The sequence below is a fragment of the Rhizobium tropici CIAT 899 genome (assembly GCF_000330885.1).
GTDB lineage: Bacteria > Pseudomonadota > Alphaproteobacteria > Rhizobiales > Rhizobiaceae > Rhizobium > Rhizobium tropici.
In genome coordinates, this window is the sequence record NC_020059.1 from 472,377 (window position 1) to 490,495 (window position 18,119).

The 18,119-nt window shown below is 61.4% G+C and carries 12 protein-coding genes; 10 read left to right on the top strand and 2 right to left on the bottom strand.

Annotated features, from left to right (window positions below; translation table 11 throughout):
* The first annotated feature begins 44 nt into the window (after window positions 1-44).
* Window positions 45-2,333 (top strand): PAS domain-containing hybrid sensor histidine kinase/response regulator, encoded by a 2,289-nt coding sequence (locus RTCIAT899_RS02320; protein ID WP_015338615.1) that lies wholly within the window; start codon window positions 45-47, stop codon window positions 2,331-2,333.
* Window positions 2,334-2,565: 232 nt separating this feature from the next.
* Window positions 2,566-3,444, top strand: coding sequence for a l-ornithine N(alpha)-acyltransferase (gene olsB, locus RTCIAT899_RS02325; RefSeq protein ID WP_015338616.1), 879 nt, complete (start codon window positions 2,566-2,568; stop codon window positions 3,442-3,444).
* A 5-nt stretch (window positions 3,445-3,449) separates the two neighbouring features.
* Here the strand turns inward: olsB and RTCIAT899_RS02330 are convergent, their stop codons facing one another.
* Together RTCIAT899_RS02330 and RTCIAT899_RS02335 are read right to left on the bottom strand one after the other, a co-directional pair.
* Complete coding sequence (locus tag RTCIAT899_RS02330) at window positions 3,450-4,859, bottom strand: adenylate/guanylate cyclase domain-containing protein (protein WP_015338617.1); 1,410 nt, start codon at window positions 4,857-4,859, stop codon at window positions 3,450-3,452.
* A gap of 77 nt (window positions 4,860-4,936) precedes the next feature.
* Window positions 4,937-7,225, bottom strand: a complete 2,289-nt coding sequence (locus RTCIAT899_RS02335; RefSeq protein WP_015338618.1) for an NADP-dependent malic enzyme — start codon at window positions 7,223-7,225, stop codon at window positions 4,937-4,939.
* A gap of 197 nt (window positions 7,226-7,422) precedes the next feature.
* Here RTCIAT899_RS02335 and mutS point away from each other — a divergent pair, with 197 nt between their 5' ends.
* From mutS to RTCIAT899_RS02375, 8 genes are all read left to right on the top strand, one after another.
* Window positions 7,423-10,080: a DNA mismatch repair protein MutS gene (gene mutS, locus RTCIAT899_RS02340; RefSeq protein ID WP_210318596.1), complete on the top strand. Its 2,658-nt coding sequence runs from the start codon at window positions 7,423-7,425 to the stop codon at window positions 10,078-10,080.
* 25 nt (window positions 10,081-10,105) lie between these two features.
* The gene (locus tag RTCIAT899_RS02345) at window positions 10,106-10,402 is read left to right on the top strand and encodes a hypothetical protein (protein ID WP_244441434.1); all 297 of its coding nucleotides are present in this window, start codon (window positions 10,106-10,108) and stop codon (window positions 10,400-10,402) included.
* 118 nt (window positions 10,403-10,520) lie between these two features.
* Window positions 10,521-13,436: a [protein-PII] uridylyltransferase gene (locus RTCIAT899_RS02350; protein ID WP_015338621.1), complete on the top strand. Its 2,916-nt coding sequence runs from the start codon at window positions 10,521-10,523 to the stop codon at window positions 13,434-13,436.
* On the top strand, window positions 13,433-15,034 hold the full coding sequence (gene murJ / locus RTCIAT899_RS02355) for a murein biosynthesis integral membrane protein MurJ (protein ID WP_015338622.1): 1,602 nt from the start codon (window positions 13,433-13,435) through the stop codon (window positions 15,032-15,034). Before RTCIAT899_RS02350 ends, murJ begins: the two co-directional genes overlap by 4 nt.
* A gap of 246 nt (window positions 15,035-15,280) precedes the next feature.
* The gene (locus RTCIAT899_RS02360) at window positions 15,281-15,673 is read left to right on the top strand and encodes a VOC family protein (RefSeq protein ID WP_015338623.1); all 393 of its coding nucleotides are present in this window, start codon (window positions 15,281-15,283) and stop codon (window positions 15,671-15,673) included.
* A 111-nt stretch (window positions 15,674-15,784) separates the two neighbouring features.
* Window positions 15,785-16,849, top strand: a complete 1,065-nt coding sequence (gene trpS / locus RTCIAT899_RS02365) for a tryptophan--tRNA ligase (protein ID WP_015338624.1) — start codon at window positions 15,785-15,787, stop codon at window positions 16,847-16,849.
* Between the two features lie 70 nt (window positions 16,850-16,919).
* Complete coding sequence (locus RTCIAT899_RS02370; RefSeq protein WP_015338625.1) at window positions 16,920-17,411, top strand: universal stress protein; 492 nt, start codon at window positions 16,920-16,922, stop codon at window positions 17,409-17,411.
* Window positions 17,412-17,528: 117 nt separating this feature from the next.
* Window positions 17,529-18,095 carry a NifU family protein gene (locus tag RTCIAT899_RS02375; protein WP_015338626.1) on the top strand — a complete coding sequence of 189 codons (567 nt, stop codon included), beginning with the start codon at window positions 17,529-17,531 and terminating at the stop codon, window positions 18,093-18,095.
* Window positions 18,096-18,119: the final 24 nt, after the last annotated feature.

The window sequence follows — 18,119 nt, forward strand, 5'->3', positions numbered from 1 at the left end:
ATCCCTGAAGGCATCGGGAAGACTGCCCATGATAGCCAGACAGCATGAGCACTCTGGCAGATCTGCAGGAAAAGCTTGCCGCCGCGGCAGTTCACGACCAAACAGGACCGAGCGAAGGGCCGGCCGCCGACGAGTCGTCGCTTGTAAAATCGGCAATAACGCGTGAGGCGGGGCAGCAATCGCCACCGCCCGCGCAGGCCCGGTCGTTGCTGGGCCACTGGTTGAATGGCGGCGGTCTTGTCGCTGGGGCAGCCTTTCTGGCGATTGGCTTTACCGGAGGTCCGCTGTTGCTCGCGGGCGTGTTTGGCCTTGTGGCCCTTGCGCTTGCCGCTGCCGGCATCGTCAAAGCCCGAGGCGCTGCAGGTAGGCTCGAGATTGCTGCTGCCGATGCCAGCGAGAGCGAGCATGATCGCCTGTGGGAGCACAGGGAAAGTGCCAATCTCCTTGCCACCATCCATGATGCGCTCGGCGATATCACCGTCACACGCAGCATCGACCGGCGGATTATGCATGCCAATGCCACGTTCAGCCGATTGACCGGCAGGCCGCATCCGGAGGGCCTGACGCTTGAAGAGACCGGCCTGGTATTCCGTACGGTCACCGGCGCGAAGCATCAGGATGCGGAAATCGCAACGCCCGAGGGGCGGCGCATTTTTGCCTGGCACGATGTCATGTTCCGCGACGCGACGACGGGGCAATTATGCATACAGAGCATCGCGCGCGACGTGACGGAGGAGCGGCAGGCTGCGCGCCTGCGCGAAGACGCCAGATTGAAGGCCGAGTATAACAGCGCCGCCAAATCCCGCCTGCTCGCCACCGTCAGCCATGAGATCCGCACGCCGCTGTCTGGCATTCTCGGCATGAACCATCTGCTCGCCCAGACGTCGTTGACCCTGGAGCAGGCAAATTATCTTACCGGCATTCGCCAATCGGGTCACGCGCTGGTGCAGCTGGTCGAGGATCTCCTTGATTTCTCCACGATCGAAGTCGGTCGCTTCCAGTTGCATCCACGGCAGGAGGCTTTACGGCCGCTGCTGGAAGGCGTCATCGAGATGCTCGCCCATCGCGCCCATGAAAAGGGCATAGAAATCGCTGCAAGCGTTGCGGCCGATGTTCCGGAGAACTTGGAGTTCGATCCCGCTCGGCTGCGCCAGATCCTGTTCAATGTCATCGGCAACGCGGTGAAATTCACCCAGACCGGCGGTGTACTTGTCAGCGTCGATCTCAATGGCCGGGATTTGACGATATCGGTGCGCGACAGCGGTCCTGGCATGACTGAGGAGGAGCAGGCCCGCGTCTTCGGCGAGTTCGAGCAAGCCGGTACCACGGTGGAAAGAAGCGCCGGCACCGGCCTCGGCCTTGCAATCTCAGCCCGCATCCTGCGCGAATTCGGCGGAGGGCTCAGCGTGGCGAGCGAGCGCGGCAAGGGCAGCGAGTTCGTCATCTCCTTCCCGGTCGGCTTGGTTGCCGGAGGGGACGGATACGACCGGCGCAATACCATGCTCAGGGGCTCTCGTATCCTCCTGCTCGCTCCCGAAGGGGCGGCAAGCACGGCCATCATGCGAACAATACAGACGCTCGGCGGGCGCTGCAGGCTGATCGGCCCCGCTGACATGGACGATCTTCTGCCGTCCTTCCCGATGGGCGAGGGTGGGGTATGGACCGATCTCATCGTCGATCATCGCATGGCGCCCTGGTATTTCAGCGAGGGAAATGCGCTTGCGGTGCCTCGGCTGCGCAAGATCTTTCTCGTCAATCCCGAGGAGCGCAACACCCATCCGCTCGATCTTTTCGATGCCTGGCTCATCCGCCCGCTGCGCGAGCAGTCGCTGATTGATGTGATGAGAGGCCGCATGCGCGGCATGGAGAGACGCGACGCCTTGATCGAGGCCGTTTCCGAGATCGGCATAACGACGCCGGAGGCGGAGGAGGACCGTGCGCTCGATATCCTGCTGGGCGAGGATGACCCGGTCAACGCGATGCTGGTTCGGGCCATGCTCTCCAAGGCCGGCCACAGGGTCCGCCTCGTCGAGGATTTCGATGGCCTTCGAGCCCGCATCGAAAAGCTCGAAACGCGGCCGGAGGTACTTGTCACGGATTTCAACATGCCGGGCGGCACGGGTGCGGCCGTGCTTGCGCAACTGCGGGCCCATGAACGCAGGCATGGCCTTCCTTCGCTGCCGATCGTCGTGCTGACCGCAGACAGCCGCGATTCGATCCGCCGGCAGGCGCTGCTGGCCGGCGCCGATGCCGTCATCATCAAGCCGGTCGACCCGGAGAAGCTGAAGACGGTGCTGAAGGGCCTGTCGCGATCGGTTTTCGAACGCGCCTGAAAAGTATTTTCGATCTTCGAGCGAAGAACAAGGAAGCCGGCTCATCAATGTTCGATAGAGGGCGGCGAGAAGGTTCAACTTGTGGCATTTGCGGCCGCTAAGTTGGGGATGGCGCGCCTATTCGAAAAATTGCAATGGGCACGGTTCTTGCTTTTAGCAAAGCTGCGTGTCACTTTCCTGTCGCACGAATTTGGTTTATGGCGCTATATCGGCCCGTAGGGGGAGAATCGCCATGTCCATCGAAATCTTGAATCGCGAAGCTCAGGGCGAAATGGTTCAGTCTTCAAAGGCAACGGTTGAGCCGGTTGCCAGCGATGTGCTCGGACGCATCGGAAATCTCGAAACGCGCCTTGCCCGCACGGCGCGCGAAATCGATGCCGCTCAGGCCGTACGCTACCGCGTTTTCGTCGAGGAGATGAACGCGCAACTTCCGGCTGACGCCATGCGTCGTCAACGCGACGTCGACAGCTGGGACGCCATTTGCGACCATCTTCTGGTGCTGGATCGCTCGATCGAAGGCGATCCGGAAGACCAGATCGTCGGCACCTACCGCCTGCTGCGCCAGGAAGTGGCCATGGCAAATGGCGGCTTCTATTCGTCATCGGAATTCGACATCGACGCGCTGCTTGCCCGTCATCCCGATAAACGTTTCATGGAACTCGGTCGCTCCTGCGTGCTTCCGGATTACCGCAACAAGCGCACGGTCGAGCTGCTCTGGCAGGGCAATTGGGCCTATGCGCTGAAGCACGGCATGGGCGCGATGATCGGTTGTGCCTCCTTCCCCGGTGTCCTGCCGGAACAGCACGCGCTCGCCTTGTCCTTTCTCTATCACAATGTTGTCGCCAAGGATGACTGGGCCGTCGGTGCTTTGCCGTCGCTCGCCCGGACCATGGACCTGATGCCGGTCGAGGCCATCAATCCGAAGAAAGCGCTGATGGCGATGCCGCCCTTGATCAAGGGCTATCTGCGCCTTGGCGCCATGGTCGGCTCGACTGCCGTCGTCGATCAGGCCTTCAACACCACGGATGTTCTGATCGTCCTGCCGATCGCCAGCATTTCGGACCGCTACGTCAATTATTACGGCGCGGATGCCGGACGCTTCGCTAGCTGATAATATTAAGGGATCGCAAAAATATCGATCGCGTCGGTGATGCCGCGCAGCGCGACATGATGCGATTGCGGCGTGAGGCCGCGCCTCGTCATCAGCTCGGCTGCGCGAGGATGATCGAGCACCGAGCTGGTTGCGAATATCTCGCGTGATGTGGCGAGATGCTGGACGCGGGATGCGATATTGACCGTCTGCCCGAAATAATCCTGCCGTTCGTTCAGGCTCACGGCGATGCACGGCCCCTCGTGGATGCCGATTTTCAGGAGAAGGTCGTCGTTGCCGCGCTCGTTGTTGAGGCTGAGCATGGCCTCGCGCATCCGCATCGCCGCGGTGAGCGCCCGATCCGGCGTCGGGAACGTCGCCATGACCGCATCGCCTATCGTCTTGACGACGGCACCCGCCTCCGCCGCCACGATCTCATGCAGGATGCCGAAATGGGTCTTGACCAGATCGAAGGCAGCGAGATCGCCGACCCTTTCGTATAATTCCGTGGAACCGCGCAGGTCGGTGAACAGAAAGGTGAGGCTGGTGATCTTCAGTCGCTGATCGATGTCGATCGTATCCGTGCGGTAGATGTCACGGAAGGTCTGGTTGGAAAGCAGGTGCTTGGCGGTCAGAAATGGCCGGCGCTGTCCAAGCAGCGTGTGCAGAGCCTCGTTTGCCACGCAGATCGATGGCAGCACGCGAAGGTTCGTGTGGTTCTCCATCTGGATGCGCAAGGGGCCAGGCCGCAATTCGATGGCCTCGCTATGGCGATGCATGCGATCGAAAACGATTGAGAGGGCCTGCCTTTCCCTAGACGGCTCTCCCTTCACGTCAAGAAATTGCGCCGCATGCGTGACAGGCTCGAAGATGATGGTGAATTCCGCCGGCAATTGAAGCGATATCACTGCTTTCTCGCCGGCCGGCAGCTCGAGCGATTCCAGAACGAACTGATCGACTTTCTCTTCGTAACCCTCGTCGGGAAGGTCGATGCCCGAGCCCCAATAAATCTGGCGGAAATATTCAAGGGGCGGCAGGTCGTGCGGATTGTGCGCTTCTATGTGGCGCACGCGCGGACTGACGGTGAAGGTGACTTCCACCATCTCATCGAGCGTCGGCTCGTAGCCGGCTGCGCAAAGCGTACAGTTATAGGTATCGCTTTGCACGGTTTTCAGCGAGGTATTGGCATCCAATACCCCGCCGCAGCCGGGGCAAAGAACATTCCACGACATCTCGAACAGGCCAAGGCGCGACGCGTGCAGGAAGGCATTGATAGTCTGCTCTTCATCGAAGCTATGGTCGGCGGCGAAGGCGAGCGCATTCACACGGTTAAGCTTGCGGTCGGGTGCCTCAAGGACGAGCCGCTCGATAGCATCGACAATGTCAGGCTGCGCAGAATGGCGCAGCACTCCGAACAGGACCTGGGCCTCACTCATCTCGCTATTTTACACCGAATTGACGTCGGAGCCCATCACCTTTGTTGGGTCGCCGGCTCAATTTCATAAGGTAGCGTCTACGACCCCGCACCATAGGCCGCGATGGCGGCCATGTTGACGATATCGGAATCCTTGGCGCCCATCGATGTGATCTGCACCGGCTTGTCGAGGCCGACGAGCAGCGGCCCGATGACCGTCGAGCCGCCGAGCTCCTGCAGCATCTTGGTGGAAATCGCCGCAGAGTGGAAAGCGGGCATGACAAGCACGTTTGCCGGTCCGGATAGCCGCGAGAAGGGATAGAGGCTTTCCATGAGCTTGCGGTCCAGCGCCACATCGGCCGCCATTTCGCCATCGAATTCGAAATTGACATAGCGCTTGTCGAGAATGTTCACTGCTTCACGCACGCGCTCGGAGCGTTCGCCCGGGGGGTGGCCGAAGGTGGAATAGGCGAGCATGGCGACGCGCGGCTCATAGCCCATGCGCCGTGCGAAGCCGGCAGCTTCCTCGGCGATATCGGCCAGTTCTTCGGAGGTCGGCATGTCATGCACGGCGGTATCGGCGACGAAGACGGTTCGGCCGCGCGCAAGCACGATCGATATGCCGATGACCCGGTGACCCGGCTTGGCGTCGATGCAGCGGCGCACGTCGCCGAGCGCGGTCGAATAGTTGCGGGTGACGCCCGTCACCATGCCGTCGGCATCGCCCAGCGCGACCATGCAGGCGGCAAAGTGATTGCGGTCGTTATGGATCAGGCGGGTCACGTCACGATACAGGTAGCCCTGGCGCTGCAGCCGGGCATAGAGATAATCGATATAGGCATCGCCCCGCTTCGAGATGCGGGCATTGACGATCTCAAGCCCAGGGCGGTTGAGATCGATGCCGGCGCGTTCGGCGGTCGCCTGGATCAGATCTTCGCGGCCGAGAAGGATGGCGGTGCCAAGCCCCTGATTGGCGTAGGAGAGAGCGGCGCGCATGACCTGCTCCTCTTCCGCTTCGGCAAAGACGATGCGCTTCTGATGCCGGCGGACGCGCTCGTAGAGCTGCGCCAGCGTCGAGGCGATCGGATCGCGCCGGGCCGACAGTTCGCGTGCATAGGCTTCCATGTCTGCTATTTCGCGGCGCGCTACGCCGCTCTCGATCGCGGCTTTTGCGACAGCTACGGGGATTGCCGAGATAAGGCGCGGGTCGAAGGGCACGGGGATGATATATTGCGCGCCGAAGCGCGGTCTTGCGCCCTGATAGGCGGCGACGACATCGTCGGGCACGTCTTCGCGCGCAAGGCTCGCCAGCGCGTTGACGGCGGCGATCTTCATCTCGTCATTGATGGTGGTCGCGCGCACGTCGAGCGCGCCACGGAAGATATAGGGAAAACCGAGAACGTTGTTGACCTGGTTCGGATAGTCCGAGCGCCCCGTCGCCATAATGGCGTCGTCGCGGATGCGGGCGACTTCCTCCGGCGTGATTTCCGGATCGGGATTGGCCATGGCGAAGATGATCGGCCGGTCGGCCATGGAGCGGATCATGTCTTCGGAGAAGGCATCCTTCTGCGACAGGCCGAACACGACGTCGGCGCCCTTCATCGCTTCCGCCAGCGTGCGCTTGTCGGTCTTGACCGCATGAGCCGACTTCCACTGGTTCATGCCCTCGCTGCGGCCCTGATAGATCACGCCCTTCGTGTCGCAAAGGGTGACGTTCTCCGGATTGAAGCCCATCGACTTGATCAGCTCGATGCAGGCGATGGCGGCAGCGCCCGCGCCGTTGCAGACGAGCTTGGTGGTCTTGAGGTCGCGGCCGGTCAGTTCGAGCGCGTTGATCAGGCCGGCGGCGGCGATGATGGCGGTTCCGTGCTGGTCGTCATGGAACACGGGAATATCCATGAGCTCGCGCAGGCGCTGCTCGATGATGAAGCAGTCGGGTGCCTTGATATCTTCCAGATTGATGCCGCCGAAGGAGGGGCCGAGATAGCGCACGCAGTTGATGAATTCGTCGACATTCTCGGTGTCGATCTCTAGATCGATCGAATCCACGTCGGCGAAGCGCTTGAAGAGGACCGATTTGCCTTCCATCACCGGCTTGGAGGCGAGTGCGCCGAGATTGCCGAGGCCTAGGATGGCCGTGCCGTTGGAGATGACGGCAACCATGTTGCCGCGCGAGGTATAGTCGTAGGCAGTAGCCGGATCGGCGGCGATCGCTTTCACCGGGACGGCGACGCCGGGCGAATAGGCAAGGGAAAGGTCGCGTTGCGTCGCCATCGGCTTGGTCGGGTTGATCTCAAGCTTGCCGGGGCGGCCGTTCTTGTGGAAGTCCAGTGCTTCCTGATCGGTAATCCCCGTTCCCGGACGCGACTTGCTCTTGCTGTCAGCCATTGTTCCTCCAAACCTCCTGTGGGCGACCGGTCCCTCTTGCCCGATAGCTGTTGTCTTCTATAGCGGCGCGCGGATAGGGTGGCACCTCATTTTTTTGGAAAAACTGCACCTCCGTGAACGAACGTATTAACGCCAGCATCGATGCTTTCTCGGCCGCCGAGCTTGCCTCGGAGGAAAGCCGCGCCTCGGCCACTCCGATGATGGAGCAATATATCGAGATCAAGGCGAACAATCCCGGTTCGCTTCTGTTCTACCGCATGGGCGACTTCTACGAGCTGTTCTTCGAAGACGCCGTCGATGCCTCGCGTGCGCTCGGCATCACGCTGACGAAGCGCGGCCAGCACATGGGGCAGGATATCCCCATGTGCGGCGTGCCTGTTCATGCCGCCGATGATTATCTGCAAAAGCTTATCGCCCTTGGCTTCCGCGTCGCCGTCTGCGAGCAGGTGGAAGATCCGGCTGAGGCAAAGAAGCGCGGCGGCAAATCGGTGGTGCGGCGCGATGTCGTGCGTCTGGTGACGCCAGGTACGATCACCGAAGAAAAACTGCTTTCGCCCTCCGAATCCAACTATCTGATGGCTCTGACACGCATTCGCGGCGGTGCCGAGCCGCAGCTGGCGCTCGCCTGGATCGATATTTCGACTGGTGTCTTCCGCCTGGCGGAGACGGAAGCCTCAAGGCTGCTCGCCGATATCCTGCGCATCGATCCGAGAGAGTTGATCCTGCCGGATACGATGTTCCACGATCCGGAATTGAAGCCGGTTTTCGACATTCTCGGCCGCACGGCAGTCCCGCAGCCGGCCGTGCTGTTCGACAGTGCCAGCGCCGAGGGTCGCATCACCCGTTATTTCGGCGTCTCGACGCTGGACGGTTTCGGCACCTTTAGCCGGGCCGAACTCGCCGCTGCGGCAGCGGCGATTGCCTATGTCGAGAAGACCCAGCTTGCCGAGCGTCCGCCGCTCGGGTTGCCGGAGCGCGAAAGCGGCGCTTCGACGCTCTTCATCGATCCCGCGACCCGCGCCAATCTGGAACTGGTTCGCACACTCTCCGGTGATCGCAACGGCTCTCTCCTGAAGGCGATCGATCGCACCGTCACCGGCGGCGGCGCACGCCTTCTCGCCGAACGGCTGATGTCGCCGCTGACCGACCCTGTCCGTATCAACGAGCGTCTGGATTCGATCGGTTTTCTGACCGAGGAGCCGTCGCTGTGCAGCGATCTGCGTGCGGCATTGAAGCATGTGCCTGACATGCCGCGCGCATTGTCGCGCCTCGCACTCGATCGTGGCGGCCCGCGCGATCTCTGGGCGATCCGCCAGGGGCTGGCCGCAGCAGCCGATCTCGCCCGCATGCTCGGACCTGCACTTCTGCCGCAAGAGCTGAAGGCTGCATTGACCGGGCTCGTTGCCTTGCCCGCCGATCTTGAAGCCATGCTCGCCGCGACACTTGCCGACGAGCTGCCGTTGCTGAAACGCGACGGCGGTTTCTTGAGGGAAGGGGCGAATGCCGAGCTCGACGAAGTGCGGGCACTCCGCGATCAATCACGCCGTGTCATCGCCGGCCTGCAGCTGCAATATGCCGAGGAAACCGGCATCAAATCGCTGAAGATCAAGCACAATAATGTGCTCGGCTACTTCATCGAGGTCACGGCCGGCAATGCGGGTCCGATGACGGATACGAGCGAAGCCAAAGCGCGCTTCATCCATCGCCAGACCATGGCGAATGCCATGCGTTTCACCACGACGGAACTTGCCGATCTCGAAAGCCGCATCGCCAATGCCGCCGACAAGGCGCTGGCAATCGAGCTCAAGGCCTTCGACCGCATGGTCGCAGCCGTGGTGGCCGCTGCCGAGGCGATCAAAGCGGGCGCCCGCGCGCTGTCAGTGATCGATGTCGCAGCCGGGCTTGCGCTCCTTGCCGAGGAACAGGCCTATTGCCGACCCATCGTCGATGGCAGCCGCATGTTCGCCATCGAGGGCGGCCGCCATCCGGTGGTGGAGCAGGCGCTACGCCGTCAGGCCGGCGGTCCGTTCGTCGCCAACAATTGCGATCTCTCCCCGAAATCCGATGGCAAGGATGGCGCGATCTGGCTGCTGACCGGCCCGAACATGGGCGGTAAGTCGACCTTCCTGCGCCAGAACGCGCTGATCGCCATTCTCGCGCAGATGGGCTCCTTCGTGCCGGCCGCTTCCGCCCATATCGGCATTGTCGACCGGCTGTTCTCGCGCGTCGGCGCTTCCGACGATCTGGCCCGAGGCCGTTCGACCTTCATGGTCGAGATGGTCGAGACGGCCGCGATTCTCAATCAGGCGACGGAACGCTCGCTTGTTATTCTCGATGAGATCGGTCGCGGCACCGCGACCTTCGACGGCCTTTCCATCGCCTGGGCAGCCGTCGAGCATCTGCACGAGGCCAATCGATGCCGCGGCCTCTTCGCCACCCATTTCCATGAACTCACCGTGTTATCGGAAAAGCTGGGGCGGCTTTCCAATGCCACCATGCGCGTCAAGGAATGGGATGGCGACGTCATCTTCCTGCACGAGGTCGGGCCGGGGGCTGCCGATCGCTCCTATGGCATCCAGGTGGCGCGTCTCGCCGGCCTGCCGGCTTCCGTGGTGGCGCGCGCCCGCGACGTTCTGACGCGGCTTGAAGATGCCGACCGCAAGAATCCGGCAAGCCAGCTCATCGATGATCTGCCGCTGTTCCAGGTGGCGGTCCGTCGGGAGGAGGCGGTCGGCCGGCGCGAACCCTCCAAGGTCGAGGAACGGCTGAAGACGCTCGATCTCGACGATCTGACGCCGCGAGCCGCCCTCGACGTGCTCTACGAGCTGAAGAAGACCCTCAACAAGACCGGCTGACCACAGGCGATATTCCAAGGGCAATATGATGTATCTCGAAGTTCTTCTCGCCGAAGTCCGCATTCTGGGTGAGCGCTTCTCTCCGATCGCCGCGCGCGGCAAGATTTGCGGCGAGGGAGAGCCTCCGGATTGTGACTCCGATCGCGGCCTGCTCGATATTACGCTGTCCTGCAGCCGCATTTCCGATATTTGCTCGAAGATCGCCAAGGCCGGTTATTGGGAATGCGAGCGCGAAATGGTGACGCAGATCGGCGCCCAGTCGCGAAACATATTATATAGCTTGAACGAGCTCAGACGGGCGATCGAGCCGGCAAGGCCCTAAAACCGCCGGCTTCTGCGTCGATTGCCGTCACGCTTCGTCAACTTTGGCCCGGTAGAAATCATGGAAAGACCAGGCCCAGAATGCCTGTGTTAATCGCGGGCCAAAGAGGCTATAGCGCATGCAGACGAAAAGACAGGCGCGCCGGCAACGGGCCGCGGTCAGCGAAGAGAAAGCCGATCGGCAGAGCATGGAAACGCATCATATCGATTTTTCGACCGTTCTCGATGTATCCGCGCTGAAGGCGGAGTGCGAGGCTCTCGCCAAACGCGGTCTGGATAAGAATGAAGAGCGCTCCGCGCTGCTGGCGCTGTTGAAAAAGGCAAGCCAGGATGGACGGGAAGAAGCACGGCGATTGCTGATCGCCGACGGCAGCGGGCTCAATTGCGCGCACCGGATTTCCTGGCTGCAGGACCAGATCATCACCGTCCTCTACGATCTCACTGTCCATCATGCCTACCCGAAACAGGCCGGCGCATTTTCCGTCACCGCCGTCGGCGGTTACGGCCGCGATACGCTGGCGCCGGGCTCCGATATCGACCTGCTCTTCCTCTTCCAGCCGAAACCAGCGAGCGAGACGCACAAGGCGGTCGAATTCATTCTCTATATGCTTTGGGACATGGGCTTCAAAGTCGGCCATGCCACGCGCACGGTCGAGGAGTGCATCCGCGAGGCCAAGTCCGATATGACAGTGCGCACCGCCATTCTCGAAACCCGCTATATCTGCGGCAACGTCGCGCTGGAGCGGGAGCTGCAGGCGCGCTTCGACAAGGAAATCGTCACCAATACCGGCCCGGAATTCATCGCCGCCAAGCTCGCCGAACGCGACGAGCGCCATCGCAAGGCCGGCGACACCCGATATCTGGTCGAGCCGAACGTCAAGGAAGGCAAGGGCGGCCTGCGCGATCTGCACACGCTGTTCTGGATCTCGAAATATTACTACCACGTCCGCGATCCAGCCGAGCTGGTGAAGCTCGGCGTGCTGTCGAAGCAGGAGTATCGTCTCTTCGAAAAGGCCGAGGATTTCCTCTGGGCCGTGCGCTGCCACATGCATTTTTTGACCGGCAAGGCGGAAGAGCGGCTTTCCTTCGATATCCAGCGCGATATCGCCGCAGCCCTCGACTATAACGCCCGCCCGGGCCTTTCGGCCGTCGAGCGCTTCATGAAGCACTATTTCCTTGTCGCCAAGGATGTCGGCGATCTCACCCGCATCCTCTGCGCCGCATTGGAGGACCAGCAGGCGAAGGCCACTCCGGGCCTCACCGGCGTCATCAGCCGCTTTGCCAACCGCTCGCGCAAGATCCCCGGTACCGTCGAATTCGTCGAGGACCGCGGCCGTATCGCGCTTGCCAATCCCGACGTCTTCAAGCGCGATCCGGTCAGTCTCATCCGGCTGTTCTTCGTCGCTGATATCAATGGGCTGGAATTCCACCCGGATGCGTTGAAGCGCGTCACCCGCTCGCTGAGCCTGATCGACAACGATCTGCGCGAAAACGAGGAGGCGAACCGGCTCTTCCTCTCCATCCTTACCTCGAAACGCGATCCGGCGCTGATCCTGCGCCGCATGAACGAGGCCGGCGTGCTTGGCCGCTTCATTCCGGAATTCGGCAAGATCGTCTCGATGATGCAGTTCAACATGTATCATCACTATACGGTGGACGAGCATCTGATCCGCGCCGTCGAGGTGCTGTCGGAGATCGACAAGGGCAGGGCTGAGGATATTCATCCGCTCACCAACAAGCTGATGCCCAATATCGAGGATCGCGATGCGCTCTATGTCGCCGTCCTGTTGCACGATATCGCCAAGGGCCGCGAGGAAGACCACTCGGAAGCCGGTGCCGCAGTTGCACGCAAGCTCTGCCCGCGCTTCGGCCTTTCACCGAAGCAGACAGAACTGGTGGTCTGGCTGATCGCGGAACATCTGACCATGTCGATGGTCGCCCAGACGCGCGACTTGACCGACCGCAAGACGATCATCGATTTCGCCGACCGGGTGCAGTCGCTCGACCGGCTGAAGATGCTGCTGATCCTGACCGTCTGCGACATCCGCGCCGTCGGCCCTGGCGTCTGGAACGGCTGGAAGGGTCAGCTGCTGCGCACGCTCTATTATGAAACCGAGCTGCTGCTGTCAGGCGGGTTCTCCGAAGTGTCGCGCAAGGAACGCGCCGAAGCTGCCGCCGAAGCGCTGGAACACGCACTTGCCGATTGGAGTCAGAAGGAGCGCAAGGCCTACGTCAAGCTGCACTATCAGCCCTATCTGCTGTCGGTACCTCTGGAAGACCAGATCCGCCATACGCAGTTCATGCGTGAATCCGACAAGGCGGGCAAGGTCCTCGCCACGATGGTGCGCACCGATAGCTTCCACGCCATTACCGAGATCACCGTGCTCTCGCCCGACCATCCCCGTCTTTTGACCGTGATCGCCGGCGCCTGTGCCGCTGCCGGGGCCAATATCGCCGATGCGCAGATCTTCACGACATCGGACGGCCGCGCGCTCGATACCATCCACGTCAGCCGCGAATTTCCCGACGACGCCGACGAACTGCGCCGTGCCGCCACCATCGGCAAGATGATCGAGGATGTGCTGGCCGGCCGCAAGCGGCTGCCGGAGGTCATAGCGACGCGGACGAAGAACCGCCGCAAGAACAAGGCTTTCGTCATCCCACCGTCGGTGATCATCACCAACAGCCTCTCCAACAAGTTCACGGTCATCGAGGTCGAATGCCTCGACCGCCCGGGCCTGCTGTCAGAAATCACCGCCGTTCTTTCGGATCTGTCTCTCGATATCCAGTCTGCCCGCATCACCACCTTCGGCGAAAAGGTCATCGATACCTTCTATGTCGCCGACCTGGTGGGCCAGAAGATTTCCAACGAGAACAGGCGGGCCTATATCACCGCACGCCTGAAAGCCGTCATGGCGGGCGAGGAGGATGAAATGCGTGAGCGTATGCCGTCGGGCATCATCGCGCCCGCCGCCACGCGTGGCGTCGCCGTCGAAAAGTCAGACACCGAGAAGAAAGCCGGTTCAGCCGCATGAGCCTAGTCAAGAAATTCATCACCGTCGGTGGCGCGACGCTCGGCAGCCGCATCTTCGGCTTCGCCCGCGAAACGCTGATGGCCGCCGCCCTCGGCACGGGGCCGATGGCTGACGTCTTCTACGCTGCCTTCCGCTTTCCGAACCTCTTCCGCCGGCTGTTTGCCGAAGGTGCCTTCAACGCCGCCTTCGTGCCGCTCTTTGCCAAGGAAATCGAGGCGAACGGCATTGATGGCGCCAAGCGCTTTTCCGAGGAAGTCTTCGGCGTTCTCTTCTCGGTCCTGCTGCTGATCACCATCGTCATGGAACTGGCCATGCCGCTCCTGGTGCGTTGGGTCATCGCGCCCGGTTTTGCCGACGATGCCGAGAAATTCGACCTGACGGTCCGGTTGGCGGCCGTGATGTTCCCCTATCTCATGTCGATGTCGCTGACGGCGATGATGAGCGGCATGCTGAATTCGCTGCATCATTTCTTCGCCGCGGCCGTGGCTCCGATCTTCCTCAACCTGGTGATGATCAGCGCGCTGTTCTACGCGATCTATTTCGGCGCCGATCCGCTGACCACCGCCTGGTATCTGTCCTGGTCGGTACTGGTGGCAGGCGTGCTGCAGCTGGCCGTCGTCTATATCGGCGTGCGTCATGCGGGCATCAGTATCGGCCTGCGCTTTCCGCGCTTCACGCCCAATGTCAAGCGGCTTCTGCTTCTTGCGATCCCGGCGGCCATCACCGGCGGCGTCACTCAGATCAATCTGGTCATCGGCCAGGCGATTGCCTCGGGCAAGGAAGGCGCGATCGCCGCCCTGCAATATGCAGACCGCATCTACCAGCTTCCGCTCGGTGTCGTCGGCGTCGCGGTCGGAATCGTGCTTCTGCCGGAATTGGCGCGTTCGCTGAAGTCGGGCCATATCAAGGAAGCCGCCAATATCCAGAACCGCTCGATCGAATTCGTGCTGTTCCTGACGTTGCCGGCCGCCGTCGCCCTGTGGCTGCTCTCCGACGATATCATCCGCGTGCTTTACGAGCGCGGCGCCTTTAACGCGAACAATACAACGCTGGTCGGCTCCATACTCGCCATCTTCGGCCTGGGCCTGCCGGCTTTCGTGCTGATCAAGGCCTTGCAGCCCGGCTTTTATGCCCGCGAAGATACGAAATCGCCGATGCGTTACACGGCGATCGCCGTCGCCGTCAATTCGGCGCTGTCCATCCTGCTTTTCCCGGTGCTGGCCGAACGCGGCATTGCGCTCGCCGAGGCGGTTGCCGGATGGCTGAACGCTGTACAGCTCTTCGTGACCCTCTATCGCCGCGGGCATCTCGTCTGGGAATGGTCGCTGGCGCGACGCACCGCCATGCTGCTCGTCTCCTCCGCCGTCATGGGTGGCGTCATCGTATATTTGTCTCATCGGTGGGAGCCACTTCTGGGATCCGGCTCGACGCTGCTCACCAAGACCGGCGTCCTGGGCTTGCTTATATTGATTGCGATGGCAGTGTATTTCATTGTCGCCTTCCTGATCGGCGGCGTGGATGTGGGCATGATACGCCGCAATTTGAAGCGCAAGCGCCCGGCGCCAGCGTCGGATGCGAAGGCGGTGAACGGGGAATAACAAGGCTCCTTCGCCCCGCAATGCGGGGAGAAGGTGGCTTGGCGCGATCGAACATAGTGAGATTGCGGCAAGTCGGATGAGGGGCTTTCACCGATATTCCCGCCGAAATAAAGTATGCAGGCGCCGTTATATCAGCGGCTGGCCAAGATAGTCTGCCCACGCCGAACGTTTGTACATGGCCCCTCACCCTAGCCCTCTCCCCGCAAGCGGGGCGAGGAGACGATTCAGTCAGAAGCGGAGCCCCCCATGCCCCAATCCCTCTTCCTCGTTACCCTTGTCATCGATGATTACGACCGTGCCAAGGCCTTCTACTGCGATGCCCTTGGCTTCGAGTGCTTGGCTGACGAGATGCAGCCGGAGGGTAAGCGCTGGGTTGTCGTCAGGCCGGAAGGCACCGAGGGCGCCGCGCTATTGCTCGCTCAAGCCGTCAGCGACAGCCAGCGTGCGGCGATCGGCAACCAGACCGGCGGCCGCGTCGGCTTCTTTCTGAAGACGGACGATTTCACCCGCGATCATGCCGCGATGAAGGCAAAGGGTGTGCGTTTTCTGGAGGAGCCGCGCCATGAAGTCTATGGCACGGTAGCGGTCTTTGCCGATCCCCATGGCAACACTTGGGATCTGATCCAGCATTCTTCCTGAGACTCTGTCACATAGCCACTTGATCCCCATCGATCCCACGTGCATAAGCCGCTCGAAACCAAGGGTCGAGCATTGCTCACCCGGGCCCTCCACAAGCCTTTTGAGGACGACATGACCGAATTCAAGCCGCTCGTATTCTCCGGCGTTCAGCCTACCGGCAACCTCCACCTCGGTAACTATCTTGGCGCGATCCGCAAGTTCGTGGCCCTGCAGGCCAACAACGACTGCATCTATTGCGTCGTCGACATGCATGCGCTGACGGCGCAGCTCGTCCATGAGGACATGCCGAACCAGACGCGCTCGATCACCGCGGCCTTCCTCGCCGCCGGCATCGACCCGGAAAAGCATATCGTCTTCAACCAGTCGGCCGTGCCCGGCCATGCTGAGCTCGCCTGGATCTTCAACTGCGTCGCCCGCATCGGCTGGATGAACCGCATGACGCAATTCAAGGACAAGGCCGGCAAGGACCGCGAGCAGGCCTCGCTCGGGCTTTATGCCTATCCAAGCCTGATGGCTGCCGACATTCTGCTCTATCGCGCCACCCATGTTCCAGTCGGTGACGACCAGAAGCAGCATCTGGAGCTGACCCGCGACATCGCCATGAAGTTCAATCTGGACTACATGGAGCATATCCGCCGCACGGGTTATGGCATCGATATCACCGTCGGCGACGAGCCGGTGCACGCCTATTTCCCGATGGTCGAGCCGCTGATCGATGGCCCGGCGCCGCGCGTCATGTCGCTGCGCGATGGCACGAAGAAGATGTCGAAATCCGACGCATCGGACCTCTCGCGCATCAACCTGCTCGATGATGAGGAAAACATCTCCAAGAAAATCCGCAAGGCCAAGACAGATCCGGATGGCTTGCCGAGCGAAATCGCCGGTCTCGCCGGCCGTCCGGAAGCCGACAATCTGGTGGGCATCTACGCGGCCCTTGCCGACAAGTCGAAGGCGGAGGTTCTCTCCGAATTCGGCGGCCAGCAGTTCTCCGTCTTCAAGCCGGCGCTGGTCGATCTCGCCGTACATGTGCTCTCGCCAATCATGACGGAAATGCGCCGCCTGATGGCCGATCCCGGCCATATCGACGCCGTGCTGCGCGATGGCGGCGCCCGCGCCCGCGCTCGTGCCGATGTGACCATGAAGCAGGTTCGCGATATTATCGGCTTTCTCTATTGATATCGGCATGCAGGCCGCCGCCTGAATCGGGGGCTTGCAAAACGTCGTCTTCGGGTGTCAGAGTCGCCGCATGGTTTCAAAACGTCTCTCACGGCTCGAAGGTCATCGTCGCAAGTTCATGGCGGTCATCGACGGCACTCCAGAATGCCAGCGCGCCGTCCATTATGCCGGCCGGCGCGCCAAGAACTCCAATGGCGGCCTCGTTCTGCTCTATGTGATTCCCGAGGGCGACTTCCAGCAATGGCTTGGCGTCGAGGAGATCATGCGGGCGGAAGCGCGTGAGGAAGCGGAGGCAGCAACGGCAAAGGCGGCGCAGGCCGTGCGCGAGAATGTCGGGATTGACGCCGAAATCGTCATTCGTGAGGGATCGGCCGCAGAGCAGATCAATGCCTTGATTGAAGAGGACCGGGACATCGCGCTCCTCGTTCTAGCGGCAGGGTCTGCCAAGGAAGGTCCCGGTCCACTGGTTTCGTCGATCGCCGGTCGCGCAACCGCTTTTCCGATCCCGGTGACGGTGCTTCCGGACACGCTGAGCAACGAGGAAATCGACGCTCTGAGTTGATGGGCAGACGCCATTTCTTGAGAAACATTCTCTTGAATAGGATGGCCAAAAGGCCTATCTTCTTTTGAAATATTCTAAAGTCGGGACAGGGTTTTCGCCCGCCGCATGGAGATCAAGATGTTCATTCAGACCGAAGCGACGCCGAACCCCGCGACCCTCAAGTTCCTGCCGGGCAAAGTGGTGATGGAAAACGGCACGGCCGAGTTCCGCAGCGCCGAGGAAGCCGAAGCTTCGCCGCTGGCTGCACGCCTCTTCGAAATCCCGGGCGTCATCGGCGTTTACTTCGGCTACGACTTTATTTCCGTCTCCAAGGAACAGCAGGAATGGCAACATCTGAAGCCCGCTATCCTCGGTTCGATCATGGAGCATTTCATGTCCGGCAAGCCGGTCATGGGCTCGGCGTCGGTTCTCTCCGAAGTGCAGGATGCCGGCGGCGAATTCTTCGATGAAGGCGATGAATCGATCGTGCTGACCATCAAGGAGCTGCTGGATACCCGCGTTCGCCCGGCCGTTGCCCAGGATGGCGGCGACATCACCTTCCGCGGCTTCCGTGACGGCAAGGTCTATCTCAACATGAAGGGTTCCTGCGCCGGTTGCCCGTCCTCGACGGCGACGCTGAAGCATGGCGTGCAGAACCTGCTGCGCCATTTCGTGCCCGAAGTTCAGGAAGTCGAAGCCGTTTAATATTTAGGCTTTTCGGAAAATTTG